11 protein-coding genes are annotated in these 12995 nt (G+C 64.5%); 3 read left to right on the forward strand and 8 right to left on the reverse strand.

Annotated features, from left to right (window positions below; all coding sequences use genetic code 11):
• Positions 1 to 4 precede the first annotated feature (4 nt).
• From VLK31_RS02870 to VLK31_RS02890, 5 genes are all read right to left on the reverse strand, one after another.
• Complete coding sequence (locus VLK31_RS02870) at positions 5 to 934, reverse strand: branched-chain amino acid ABC transporter permease (protein WP_409166858.1); 930 nt, start codon at positions 932 to 934, stop codon at positions 5 to 7.
• Between the two features lie 243 nt (positions 935 to 1177).
• Positions 1178 to 2470: a replication-associated recombination protein A gene (locus tag VLK31_RS02875; RefSeq protein WP_409166859.1), complete on the reverse strand. Its 1293-nt coding sequence runs from the start codon at positions 2468 to 2470 to the stop codon at positions 1178 to 1180.
• 37 nt (positions 2471 to 2507) lie between these two features.
• A complete protein-coding gene (gene lolA, locus VLK31_RS02880; RefSeq protein WP_409166860.1) occupies positions 2508 to 3140 on the reverse strand; it encodes an outer membrane lipoprotein chaperone LolA in 633 nt (210 codons plus the stop codon).
• Positions 3141 to 3296: 156 nt separating this feature from the next.
• A complete protein-coding gene (locus VLK31_RS02885; RefSeq protein WP_409166861.1) occupies positions 3297 to 5747 on the reverse strand; it encodes a DNA translocase FtsK in 2451 nt (816 codons plus the stop codon).
• Between the two features lie 97 nt (positions 5748 to 5844).
• The gene (locus tag VLK31_RS02890; RefSeq protein ID WP_409166862.1) at positions 5845 to 6519 is read right to left on the reverse strand and encodes a Crp/Fnr family transcriptional regulator; all 675 of its coding nucleotides are present in this window, start codon (positions 6517 to 6519) and stop codon (positions 5845 to 5847) included.
• Between the two features lie 180 nt (positions 6520 to 6699).
• Between VLK31_RS02890 and trxB the strand changes: the two genes are divergently transcribed.
• The 3 genes from trxB to rpmG all read left to right on the forward strand — a co-directional run bounded on the left by trxB (position 6700) and on the right by rpmG (position 8259).
• On the forward strand, positions 6700 to 7659 hold the full coding sequence (gene trxB / locus VLK31_RS02895; protein ID WP_409166863.1) for a thioredoxin-disulfide reductase: 960 nt from the start codon (positions 6700 to 6702) through the stop codon (positions 7657 to 7659).
• Between the two features lie 181 nt (positions 7660 to 7840).
• On the forward strand, positions 7841 to 8074 hold the full coding sequence (gene rpmB, locus VLK31_RS02900; RefSeq protein ID WP_007830293.1) for a 50S ribosomal protein L28: 234 nt from the start codon (positions 7841 to 7843) through the stop codon (positions 8072 to 8074).
• 11 nt (positions 8075 to 8085) lie between these two features.
• Positions 8086 to 8259, forward strand: coding sequence for a 50S ribosomal protein L33 (rpmG, locus tag VLK31_RS02905; RefSeq protein WP_007830291.1), 174 nt, complete (start codon positions 8086 to 8088; stop codon positions 8257 to 8259).
• A 186-nt stretch (positions 8260 to 8445) separates the two neighbouring features.
• On the opposite strand, the gene VLK31_RS02910 is transcribed toward rpmG, so the two are convergent.
• From VLK31_RS02910 to VLK31_RS02920, 3 genes are all read right to left on the reverse strand, one after another.
• Positions 8446 to 9660 carry a fatty acid desaturase gene (locus VLK31_RS02910; protein WP_409166864.1) on the reverse strand — a complete coding sequence of 405 codons (1215 nt, stop codon included), beginning with the start codon at positions 9658 to 9660 and terminating at the stop codon, positions 8446 to 8448.
• A gap of 131 nt (positions 9661 to 9791) precedes the next feature.
• Complete coding sequence (locus VLK31_RS02915) at positions 9792 to 11063, reverse strand: RsmB/NOP family class I SAM-dependent RNA methyltransferase (protein ID WP_409166865.1); 1272 nt, start codon at positions 11061 to 11063, stop codon at positions 9792 to 9794.
• Positions 11064 to 11115: 52 nt separating this feature from the next.
• Positions 11116 to 12969 carry a M48 family metalloprotease gene (locus VLK31_RS02920; RefSeq protein WP_409166866.1) on the reverse strand — a complete coding sequence of 618 codons (1854 nt, stop codon included), beginning with the start codon at positions 12967 to 12969 and terminating at the stop codon, positions 11116 to 11118.
• Positions 12970 to 12995 lie beyond the last annotated feature (26 nt).

The raw sequence follows: 12995 nt of genomic DNA on the forward strand, positions 1-12995 counted from the left end.
CTCCTTAGGCGCGGTCCGCCACGCGTTCGCCGAGCAGGCCCGACGGTCGCAGGGTGAGCATGACGATCAGCACGATGAACGCGAAGATGTCGCTGTAGTTGGAGCCCAGCACGCCACCGGTGATGGTGCCGATGTAGCCCGAGCCGATGGCCTCGATGAGCCCCAGCAGGATGCCGCCGACCACCGCGCCGGCCAGGTTGCCGATGCCGCCGAACACGGCCGCCGTGAAGGCCTTCAGGCCGGGCAGGAAGCCCATCGCGTGTTGCGCGATGCCGTAGTTCGACGCATACATCACACCGGCAATGGCCGCGAGCACGGCGCCGATGATGAAGGTGGCCGAGATCACCATGTCGGGGCGAATGCCCATCAGCGCGGCAACGCGCGGGTTCTCCGCCGTGGCGCGCATCGCGCGGCCGAGCTTGGTGTAGTTCACCAGCCACATGAGCACCACCAGCGAGAACGCCGTGACGCTCAGGATCATCACCTGCGTGGGCGAAATCACCGCGCCGGCCACATGAATGGGGTCGGTGGGCAGCAGGTTGGGGTAGGCCTTGTTGGTCGGCTTCCAGATGATCATGGCCAGCGTCTGCAGCAGGATCGACATGCCGATGGCGGTGATGAGCGGCGCGAGCTTGGGGCTGTTGCGCAGCGGCCGGTAGGCCACCTTCTCGATCACGAAATTCAGGGTTGCCGCAACGATGCAGGCAATGATCAGCGCAATGATCAGAACGATCCAGCCCGGTGTGTTGGGCATGCCTTCCTTCATGAGCCCGATGATGGTCCAGCTCGTCAGAGCCCCCACCATCAATACCTCTCCGTGTGCAAAGTTGATCAGGTTGATGATGCCGTACACCATGGTGTAGCCCAAGGCTATCAAGGCATACATGCTGCCGAGAACCAGACCGTTGATGATCTGCTGCAGCAAAATGTCCATATCGCGTTTTCCTATGTGTTGCACCGTTTGCGGGGGTGCCATTCATCCACCGAGGCACCGGTTTGGCGCCCTTGGCATGACAAGCAAAAAACCAGCCAACATGTGTCGCTGGCGGATTAGTGGGCGGGATTGTAGTCATGGCCCGGCGCCGATTTGGTGCGCGTTGACCGGGGTTTACCCGCTCAGCCCATGCTGTATGGGCGTGGGGTCATGCACGCTTTGCGGGCATGTTGCAAGTCAGTATCAGTCGTTGCCTTGCGCGTTCAGCTTGCGCAGTTCGCGCAGCTTCTCGCCGATGCGAATCTCGAGTCCGCGGTCCACGGGTTCATAGAAAACCTGGCCTTCCAGCCCGTCGGGAAGGTAGCGCTCGCCGGCGGCGAAACCGCCCTCCTCGTCGTGCGCATAGCGGTAGCCCTTGCCGTAGTCGAGCTCCTTCATGAGCTTGGTGGGTGCGTTGCGCAGGTGCATCGGCACCGGGCGCGTGCTGTCCTTCTTGATCAGCGCGCGCACCGCGTTGTAGGCCTTGTAGACGGCGTTCGACTTGGGCGCGATCGCCAGGTACACCACGCATTCGGCCAGCGCCAATTCCCCTTCAGGGGTACCCAGCCGCTCATAGACCTCGGCGGCATCGAGCGCCAGGCGCAGCGCACGCGGGTCGGCCAGGCCGATGTCTTCGCTGGCCATGCGCACCAGCCGGCGCGCCATGTAGCGCGGGTCGGCGCCGCCGTCGAGCATGCGAACGAACCAATAGAGCGCGGCGTCGGGGTCGCTGCCGCGCACCGACTTGTGCAGCGCGCTGATGGTGTCGTAGAACTGCTCACCGCCCTTGTCGTAGCGGCGCATGCGCTCACCTAGCACACGCAGCAGCCACTCGTCGGCGATGTTGTCCAGCTTCTCGGCGTGCGCGGCAACGGCGAGGGTTTCGAGCGTGTTGAGCAGGCGGCGCGCATCGCCGTCGGCATAGGCCACGAGGCGGTCGACCGCCGGGGCCTCGATGCCGGGCACGGCCTGGATGACCTGTGCGCGCACCACGATCTGCTTGAGGTCGTCTTCGTTGAGCGACTGCAACACATACACCGCGGCGCGCGACAGCAACGCGGAGTTGACTTCGAACGACGGGTTCTCGGTGGTTGCGCCGATGAAGGTGAACAGGCCCGATTCCACGTGCGGCAGAAAGGCGTCCTGCTGGCTCTTGTTGAAGCGGTGCACCTCGTCCACGAAGACGATGGTGCGCCGCTGCTCCAGGCCGTCGCGCGCAGAGGTGGCGCGATCGACCGCTTCGCGGATGTCCTTCACGCCGCCGAGCACCGCGCTGATGCTGAGGAACTGCGCGTCGAACGAGTCGGCCATGAGCCGCGCAATCGTCGTCTTGCCGGTGCCCGGCGGCCCCCAGAGGATGCAGGAATGCGGCTGCCCCGACTCGAAGGCGATGCGCAGCGACATGCCCGGGCCCAGCAGATGCTGCTGGCCGATCACTTCGCCCAGCGTCTTGGGGCGCAGGCGTTCGGCGAGGGGTTGGTGGGCGGTAGAGGCCAAACGGACGGGTCGGTTGCTTTGGGGTTGCGCTCTTCGACTATTGCTTCACGACATCGGCGCCGGCGGGCGCCTTGAATTCGAACACGCTCGCCGGCATCGACGGGTTCACTTCGACCTTGCTGAACTTGAGCACCGAGCGCTGGCCGAAGCTGTCGAGAATTTCGAGCGCCGCCAGCGCGTCGCCCTGGAAGCCGACCTGCACGCTTTGCAATTGGCCGTCCTTGTTCTTCGGCGTGGCCTTGACCCACTGCAGCCCGTCGCGCTCGGGCGCGGCGTCCAGCGTGAAATCGGCCTGCAGGGCGCGCAGATCGGGCGCCGCGGCAATCAGCGCGGCAGGCGTGGAGCCCAGCGCCTGCGCCTGCGTGCGCTGCGTGACCTGGTTCAGGTCGGCGTCGTACAGCCACAGCGTCTTGCCGTCGGCCACGATGCTTTGCGCAAAGGGCTTCTGGTAGTCGAACTTGAACTTGCCGGGGCGCTGAAATTCGAAGGTGCCGGTCGAGGTCTTGGTGCGGCCGGGCTGCCCTTCGCGCGACGGGGCAGTCACGGTCTGGGTGAAGTCGGCGCGGCCCGACTTGACGGTCTTCACGAAGGTTTCGAGGCTTTCAAGCCCGCCGGCCCACGCGTTGGCGGAGCACAGGAGGCTGATCAATAGCCAATGACGCAATTTCAATTTGAATTCCTCTGAATAGCTGTAGCAATTGACTTCGACCCTAACCGCCGCGAATTGCGGCAGGTGTAGGTCTGGATGAAGATTTGCAATGCCGAGTGGCGCTTTTGCAAATTGCCTTTCAGCACGTAACCGAATTCGCAAAAGCCCCGGAGTCAATTACTCCGACGCGCGCGCCGGCACCAGAATTTCGCGCTGGCCGCTGCCGCTCATGGCGCTGACCAGGCCGGCCTTTTCCATGTCCTCGACCAGCCGCGCGGCGCGGTTGTAGCCGATCTTCAGGTGGCGCTGCACCAGCGAGATGCTGGCCTTGCGGTTCTTCAGCACGACCTCCACGGCCTGGTCGTACATCGGGTCTTTTTCGGCATCGCCGCTGCCGAGCATGTCGCCGTCACCGTCGCCGTCGACCGTGCCACCTTCGAGCACGCCTTCGATGTAGTCGGGCTCGCCCTGGCTCTTCAGGTAGGCCACCACGCGGTGTACTTCCTCGTCGCTCACGAAGGCGCCGTGCACGCGAATCGGCAGGCCCGTGCCGCTGGCCATGTAGAGCATGTCGCCCATGCCCAGCAGCGCCTCGGCGCCCATTTGATCCAGGATGGTGCGGCTGTCGATCTTCGAGCCCACTGAAAACGCGATGCGGGTCGGAATGTTGGCCTTGATGAGGCCGGTGATCACATCGACGCTGGGCCGCTGCGTGGCAAGAATCAGGTGGATGCCGGCAGCGCGCGCCTTCTGCGCGAGGCGGGCGATGAGCTCTTCGATCTTCTTGCCGACCACCATCATCAGGTCGGCCAGCTCGTCGATGACCACCACGATGTGCGGCTCGCGCTTGAGCGGCTCCGGGTCGTCGGGCGTGAGGCTGAAGGGGTTGTAGATGAACTCCTCGCGCGCCTTGGCTTCGTCGATCTTGGTGTTGTAGCCGGCCAGGTTGCGCACGCCGAGCTTGCTCATGAGCTTGTAGCGTCGCTCCATTTCGCCCACGCACCAGTTCAGGCCGTGCGCGGCCTGGCGCATGTCGGTGACCACGGGCGCCAGCAAATGCGGAATGCCTTCGTAGACCGACATTTCAAGCATCTTCGGGTCGATCATGAGCAGGCGAACGTCGCGTGCCTCGGCCTTGTAGAGCAGCGACAGAATCATCGCGTTGATGCCCACCGACTTGCCCGAGCCGGTGGTACCGGCCACCAGCACGTGCGGCATCTTGGCGAGGTCGGCCACCACGGGGTTGCCGATGATGTCCTTGCCGAGGCCCATGGTGAGCATCGACTTGGCTTCGTTGTAGATCTGCGAGCCCAGGATTTCGCTGAGCTTGATCGACTGGCGCTTGGCGTTCGGCAGTTCGAGCGCCATGTAGTTCTTGCCCGGGATGGTCTCGACCACACGGATCGACACCAGCGAGAGCGAGCGCGCCAGGTCCTTGGCCAGGCCCAGGATCTGCGAGCCCTTGACGCCGGTGGCGGGCTCGATCTCGTAGCGAGTGATCACGGGGCCGGGCGAGGCCAGCACCACGCGCACCTCGACGCCGAAGTCCTTGAGCTTCTTCTCGATCATGCGCGAGGTCATCTCGAGCGTGTCGGAGGACACCGTTTCCTGGCGCACCTGCGCGGCGTCGAGCAGGTCGACCTGCGGCAACTTGCTGTCCGGCAGCTCCTTGAAGAGCGGTTTCTGGCGCTCCTTGACGACGCGGTCGCTCTTGGGCACCTCGGTCATCGCGGGTTCGATCTGCACCGGCGGGGACGGGGCGCGGCGCTTCGGGGGCGGATCGAAGGCCGCCTCTTCCTCTTCGTCGTCGAAGCTCGGCTCCTGCGGGCTTGTGTCGCCGAACGTGGCCTCCTTGGCGGCGCGCGTCTTTTTTGCGCGCGGCGCGGGCACCGGCTCTTCGTCGCCGGCGCGCTCGCGGGCGGCCTGCTTGCCCAGGGCGATGTCTGCGGCCATTTCGCGCTTTTCGCGGCGCGACTCGAACAACGAATAGGCACGCGCACCGATGCGCTCGGCAATCAGGCTCCACGAGAAGCGGAACACCAGCGCCGAACCGATCACGCCACCGGCAATGGCCATCAGCGCCGAGCCGGTGAAGCCCATCCAGCGCACGCTGGACGGCCCCACGAGCACACCCAGCGCACCACCGCCGGAACCCGGCAGATGGCCTTCGAGGCGGTACAGGCGCGACCATTCGAGCACGGCGCTCGCGCACAGCAGCAGCACAAGGCCGAACCAGAACGCGACGCGGCTGCGGTTGAAGCGCCCGCGCGGGGCCTGCTCGACCGCCGGCGCGTGTTCACCGCCGCGCAGCCAGCCGGCCAGCGACGAGAGCCAGGCGCGCAGCCCGGCGGCCAGGCACCACCAGACGGAGTAACCCGCAAGAAAATAGCTGCCATCGGCAAGCCAGGCGCCGATGCGGCCGCCCCAGTTCTTGATTTCGCCACCCGTGCCGGAGGTCGACCAGGCGGCATCCGAAGGTGTGAAGCTCAGCATGGCGAGCAGCCAGAACAACAACGCTGCGAATCCTGCGATCAGTGTGATTTCGTGGGCGAAGCGCATGGCGCGAGCGCGCACAGGTTGGCCCTCGGCGGCAGAAGAAGATTGAAGCGTATTGAGCGAATAGGTCATGAAAAACACGGCAACCGGCCCAGTAAAACAGGGGCCGGAGGCACGAACACTACAACAAAAGGCCGGGGCCGCCAGCGGCGGGGCCCGACCCGCAGGCTCAGGCGAGGGACAGGAGCCGCTCCTTGACGATCATCGACCCGTCTTCCTGGGTCTGCACGAAACCGCGCTCTTCGAGGTCCTTCATCACGCGGCTCACCATTTCGCGCGAGGCGCCAACCATCTTGGCCAGATCCTGGCGCGAGATCTTGTCGCGCACCTTGAGGTTGCCGGCGCCGTCCTCGATGGCGAACTCGAGCAGCGAGCGGGCCACGCGACCATACACGTCCATCAGCGCCAGCGACTCGATCTTGCGGTCGGCGTGGCGCAGTCGCTGCACCAGGCCACGCATGATGTTGTAGGCCATGGAGGAGTTTTCGGGCAGGCATCGCGCGAAGGCGTCGCGGCCCAGCATGAGCACGTCGCACTGGATTTCGGTGCGCACGGTGGCCGAATGCGGCTCGTCGTCGATCAGGCTCATCTCGCCCAGGTAGTCACCGGGATGCAGCGTGGCCAGAATGACCTCGCGCCCGCGGCTGTCGGCGCTGGTGACACGCGCGCGGCCTGTCAGGATGATGTAGAGCGCGTCGGACTTCTTGCCCTGCTCGACAACCATTTCCCCACGCTTGAAGCGCTTCTTGATGATCGCGTCCGCGATGCTTGCAGACTGTGTGGCCGTCAGCGACGCGAACAAAGGAACGCGCCGAAGCAATTCGAGGTTGGACAGCATCGACATTTAACAATCCCTGAGACAGCGCACGGCGCAACCCGAAAGACGAGCCCATGGATTACTACAATCGCGCGCATTGAAAACACCGTTTACCCGGTGTTGAACCGGGCAGTGATACTCCATATATATCGCTACCACCCTGAAAATGTACACGCTGATGCAGCGTCCATCCTAGGTTTTCTACTCATGTCCGCACCCCAACACGCCAAGGTTTTGATTCTCGGCTCCGGCCCCGCCGGCTACACCGCCGCCGTCTACGCGGCCCGCGCAAACCTGAAGCCCCTGCTCATCACCGGCATCGCCCAGGGCGGCCAGCTGATGACCACCACCGAGGTCGACAACTGGCCGGCCGACGTCCACGGCGTGCAAGGCCCCGAGCTGATGCAGCGCTTTCTAGAGCACGCCGAGCGCTTCAACACGCAGATCGTGTTCGACCACATCAACAAGGTCGACCTGAGCAAGCGCCCCTTCACGCTGACCGGCGACAGCGCCACCTACACCTGCGATTCGCTGATCATTGCGACAGGCGCGTCGGCCAAGTACCTTGGCCTGGACTCCGAAGAAAAGTTCATGGGCCGCGGCGTCTCGGCCTGCGCCACCTGCGACGGATTCTTCTACCGCGAGCAGGAAGTCTGCGTGATCGGTGGCGGCAACACGGCCGTGGAAGAAGCGCTGTATCTGGCCAACATCGCCAACAAAGTCACCTTGGTACACCGCCGGGACAAGTTCCGCGCCGAGCCCATCCTCATCGACAAGGTGATGGAAAAAGTGGCCGAAGGCAAGATCGTGCTGAAGCTGCACAGCGAACTCGACCAGGTGCTGGGCGACAACACCGGCGTGATAGGCATCCGCGTGAAGAGCACGCAGACCGGCGCCACCGAGGACATCAACCTCAAGGGCTGCTTCATTGCCATCGGGCACCACCCCAACACCGACATCTTCCAGGGCCAGCTGGACATGAAGGACAACTACATCCTGACGCGCTCGGGCCTGCAAGGCTTTGCCACGATGACCAGCATTCCGGGCGTCTTCGCCGCCGGCGACGTGCAGGACAACGTGTACCGCCAGGCCATCACCAGCGCCGGCACGGGCTGCATGGCAGCGTTGGACGCACAGCGGTTTCTGGAGCAAGACGGCACGCTCTAGGCCAGCTCAGCCCGAAAGGGCTATAATCTGAGGCTTTGCCGAAATACGGCCACCCTTCAACGAGGGGCAGGTTGCGGCAAAGTCGGGGTACCGCCACCCGTTTCTGGCGAGGTCAAGCTGCAAAACACCCTGCGACTTTCCTGTTGCAAGCGGTGCCAGCTGTTCAAGAAAGAGTGTCCTCATGGCACGCGTATGCGACGTAACGGGCAAAGGCCCGATGGTCGGAAACAATGTTTCCCACGCCAACAACAAAACCAAGCGCCGGTTCCTGCCGAACCTGCAATATCGCCGTTTCTGGGTCGAAACAGAAAACCGCTGGGTTCGCCTGCGCGTTTCGAGCGCTGCCCTGCGCCTGATCGACAAGAACGGTATCGACGCCGTGCTCGCAGACCTGCGCGCACGCGGCCAAGCTTAAGGAGCTGAATCATGGCAACGAGCAAAGGCGGACGCGAAAAGATCAAGCTGGAATCCACTGCGGGTACCGGCCACTTCTACACGACCAGCAAGAACAAGAAGACGATGCCTGAAAAGATGTCGATCATGAAGTTCGACCCGAAGGCGCGCAAGCACGTCGAATACAAGGAAATCAAGCTGAAGTAATTCAGCCTCGGTTTCCCCCATCAAAAAACCCGCTGCTTACCCAGCGGGTTTTTTGTTGCCTGCCGTTTTTGTCGCTTCTGCTACTGAAAAGAAACAAAGGCGCCACAGGAATTCCAGGCGTAAAAAAGCCGGCCATCAAGGCCGGCTTTTCAGTGAGTGCCGGGCTCTCGCCGTGGGACTTTCGCGTCAGGCGCGCGCCGAACGCAGGCGGGTCGAGAAGTCGCGCAGACCGGCAATGCCGCTGGCTTCCGCACGGTGGCACCAGGCCGCCAGATCGGCCGCCAGTTGCTCGCGCGACTGCGAGGTGTTCAACCAGAGCTGGCGCAGCTCTTCGCGCATCGTCACCATCTTGTCGAGCACCGGGTGGGCAGCGCGGGCCTGCACAACATGCGTGCGGGCCGACGCAGGCACCTTGTCGTCGTCACGGTGAAGCCAGCGCTTGGCAGCCTTGAGCGCCGACAGGTCGCCGCCCTTGGTCTTCAGCGCTTCCAGCTCCAGGCTGGTGGCATGGCGCATTTCGCGCGCATAGCCAGCCATCACTTCATAGCGGTTGGCAATGACAGCCTCAAGCGTCTTCTCGTTGGCCACGGGCTGGATGTCGCCCATCTGCATCTTCGGCGGCACCTTCTTGACCTTGGCCCAGCCCAGCTTCTGGAACACCTGGATGTAGACCCAGCCAATGTCGAATTCGTACTTCTTGACCGAGAACTTGGCCGAGGTCGGGTACGTGTGGTGGTTGTTGTGCAGCTCTTCACCGCCAATGATCAGGCCCCAAGGCATGATGTTGCGGCTGGCGTCCTGCGCCTCGAAGTTGCGGTAGCCCCAGTAGTGGCCAATGCCGTTGATGATGCCGGCTGCAGTGATGGGAATCCACAGCATCTGCACCGCCCACACGGCCATGCCGAGCGTGCCGAACAGCGCCAGGTTGATCACCAGCATCAGGCCGACGCCCTGCCAGCTGTAACGCGTGTACAGGTTGCGCTCGATCCAGTCATCCGGCGTGCCGTGACCGTAGCGCTCCATCGTTTCCTTGTTCTTCGACTCCTTGCGGTACAGCTCGGCGCCGCGCCAGAGCACTTCGTCGATGCCCTTGACCTGCGGGCTGTGCGGGTCGTCGACGGTTTCGCACTTGGCGTGGTGCTTGCGGTGAATCGCCACCCATTCCTTGGTCACCATGCCGGTGCCAAGCCACAGCCAGAAGCGGAAAAAATGCGAAGGAATCGGGCCCAGGTCCATGGCCCGGTGCGTTTGCGTCCGGTGCAGGAAGATGGTGACCGCGGCGATCGTGATGTGCGTGGTAACGAGCGTGTACAACACGACTTGCCACCAAGCGAGGTCCCAGAGGCCGTGTCCGAGCCATTGGATGGCCGCGTCAAGAACGGCGGATTCAGGAAGCAACATTGAGTCAGGTACTCCATGGCCACACGAAGGTGCAGCCTTAAGGTAACCCGCGATTTTAAAGGGGCGAGCCTGAAACAGGCCCTTAAACCTTCAATAAAAGCGCAGATTAACCCTCATTTGGAGTAGCGCGCCTATTTGCGGTTCCACACTGCGGCAAAGAAACCGTCGGTGGAATGGCGGTGCGGCCACAGGCGCAGATAGCGCCGGCCGGTCTCCCCGCCAGCGCACAGCGCCTCGGAACCCTCCACTTTGAGGCCTTGCAGCAGTTCCGCGGCCTCAACCAGCTCGAAATCGGGGTTGGCGGCGCTGAAGGCTTCAGCAATGGCCTCGTTTTCCTCAGGCAGTACGCTGCACGTGGCGTAAACCAGACGCCCGCCCGATTTCACCAAGCGGGAAGCACTTTGCAGGATGGCTGTCTGCTTGACCGTCAGTTCCCCCACCGACTTGAGCGACTGGCGCCATTTCAGGTCCGGGTTGCGCCGCAGCGTGCCCAGACCCGAGCATGGCGCGTCCACCAGCACGCGGTCGATCTTGCCCGCCAGGCGCTTGATGCGGTCGTCGCGCTCGTGCGCAATGGCGGCCGGATGCACGTTCGACAGCTTGCTGCGCGCCAGCCGCGGCTTGAGCGCGTCGAGCCGGTGCGCCGACGTGTCGAACGCATACAAGCGCCCGGTGTTGCGCATCGTGGCGCCAATGGCGAGCGTCTTGCCGCCCGCGCCGGCGCAAAAATCGACGACCATTTCGCCACGCTTCGCGTCCAGCAGCAGTGCAAGCAGCTGCGAGCCTTCGTCCTGCACCTCGATGGCGCCGCGGGCAAAGGCGTCGAGCTTGGTCAGCGCCGGCTTGCCTTCGATGCGCAAGCCCCAGGGCGAAAACGGAGTTACTACAGATTTGATAGCAGCCTTCGCAAGCTCCGCCTTCACTTCCGCCCGCTTGTCGGTCAGCGCGTTGACGCGCAAATCGAGCGGTGCGGGCTGCTGCAAGCTTTCAACGAGCGGCCAGAAGCCGTCGCCCAGCTGTGCCTTGAGCGGCGCGACCAGCCATTCGGGCAGGTTGTGGCGATGGCGCTCGAGCAGGTCGTCCGGCTTGACGGCGTCGCAGTTGTCGAGCCAGCGCTTCTCGGTGTCGTTCAGTGCGCTCTTCAGGAAATCGCGTGGGCCGTGAAAGCCCAGGATCGCCATGCGGCGTTCCTTGGAACCGGAGCCCGAAGGCGAGAGGTGGTCGAACAGCAGCTTCTTGCGAAGCACGGTGTAGACGGTTTCGGCGAGCGTCGCACGCTCGCGCGGGCCGAACTCGCGGTGGTCGCGGAAAAAGCGCGAAACGACCTGGTCGGCCGGGTGATCGAATTTCAGGACAAGGCCGACCAGATCGGCGGTGGCCTCCAACAGGGCTTTGGGGTGCATCCCCCCATTGTCTCAGCCAGCCGACCCCCGGCGGCCGCCGCCCCTCAAAAGGCTATGCGACGCGCGCCCAGACCTCGCCGAAGGCGTGCCGTTCGATGTCCTGCACCGTGGGCGAATGGCCCGCCCACAGCACCAGCGCGGCGCCCGGCAGCGTGAGCGTCTGCTCCAGCTGGCGGCACATCTGCCAGCGGTCGTCGTCGTCCAGCCCCGGCAGGTCGACGAAGACGATATAGGCACGGCGCCAAGGAAACTCGCGCAGGGTCTTGCGCACCAGCCAGGCCCGCGAGGCGGGCAGGCAGCGCACGAGGTCGGCGCGCAACTCGCCCAGTTCGTAGTCGTTCAGGTCGTGCCGCGCAATCTGGCTGAAGAACGGCGTGCCGGTGATCTCCTCCCAGGCGCGTTCCTCCGCCTCCTCCGCTTCCTTGAGCCGGCCGCGCCACAGTTTAAGCGCCTCTTCGTCGTGCGGACCCGCGTCAGGGTCTTCCAGCGAACCGACCGCGCTGCGGGCGGCCCACCAGCGGCTGGCGGCGCCCGAGTCATGCAGCCGCTCGAGCACGGCAAGGCGGGCCTCGCGGTCGCTGGCGGGGAGCATCTGCGCCAGGCCGCGCAGCGCGCCCGGATGCTCCGGCGCGATCCGCAGGGCGCTTTCGTAGCGCACGCGCACCGGCGCGGCTGGATCGAGCCGCCGTTCGGAATCAGCCCACTCGACCATCTCGTCAGGCGTGTTGTGCTCGCCGCGGGCGGCCAGCGCCAGAATGCGCTCGCGGATGCGCGAGCGGTGCGCATGGTGCTGCTTCCAGTCGGCCGCATGGGCGCGGCGCCAGCGGTTGTCGAAGTACTCGATCCACTTCTTGCGGTCGTCCAGCAACTCGAGCGCAGAGCGTTGCGACCAATCGGGCAGCGCCGCCTTCTGCTGCAGCGCCTCGAGCCGGTCGCGCAACACGGGGTGGGTGTCGTCCAGGTCACTCACGCGGCGCAGGGCGTCGCGCAGGGCCTGGCGCGCGAATTCGTCGCTCGGCGGCGTGCGCACCCGCTTGCGCAGCGCCGAGAACGGGCCCGGCGGCTGCGGGTCGTGCTCGGCGCGGGACCAGTGCCAGGGCCAGAACTCGTTGGCGTACCAGTTGCCTTTGATGGCAATTTCGGTCAGTGCCGCGGCGGCCACCGACGTGCCGAGCAAACGGCCCGAGATGCGGTCGGCCTCGTACTCGTCCTGGCGGGCCAACGCGAAGGTCTTGGCGGCAAAGCGCGGGAAATACCAGCGGAAGAAGGCCTGCGAGAACACCGCCATCACGCCTTCGCTGCGCTGCAGGTTGGCATCGAGCTTGAGCCAGGACAGCCGCGTGCGGTAGATCCACGCGCTCAGCTTGCCGTGGTTGCCGCGCAGGTGACCGTACTCGTGCGCCAGCACCGACAGCAGGCGCCGCCGGTCGAGCATCATCAGCAACGGCAGCCCGATGCTCAGCGAATTGATGGCGCCGCCGAACAGGCCGAAGCGTGGCACCTGGCGAATGCTGGCATTGAATTCGTCGTCCAGGTAGACGTGGTGGACCGGCGGTCCCTTGATCTTGCCGCGAATGCGGTCCAGCGCCTCGAACAGCGCGGGCGCGTCCTCGCGCTGCAGTTCCACGCCCTCGGGCTCGTCAAAGCGAACCCAGAGCGCGCGCAGCGTGGCCCAGAGCAGGCCGCCGGCAAAAAGCAGCACCCAGCCGCGCGTGAAGCTGAAGCGCTCCGCCCGGATCGACGAAAGCACCCAGACAATCAGGCCCAGCGCAAGTCCAAGGCAGCCCAGCACCCACACATAGCCGAGCGCGGCAAAGGCCGCGACGCTGCGTCGATAGCGCGCACTGTCGTCCGCGCTGGCATGCTCGCTCAGCCGGACCAGGTGAACAAAATCAGCGCGATCCATCCGACTCCTGTCACATCAAGCCCGAC

It is taken from the genome of Variovorax sp. H27-G14 (assembly GCF_046156345.1).
Taxonomy (GTDB): domain Bacteria; phylum Pseudomonadota; class Gammaproteobacteria; order Burkholderiales; family Burkholderiaceae_C; genus Variovorax.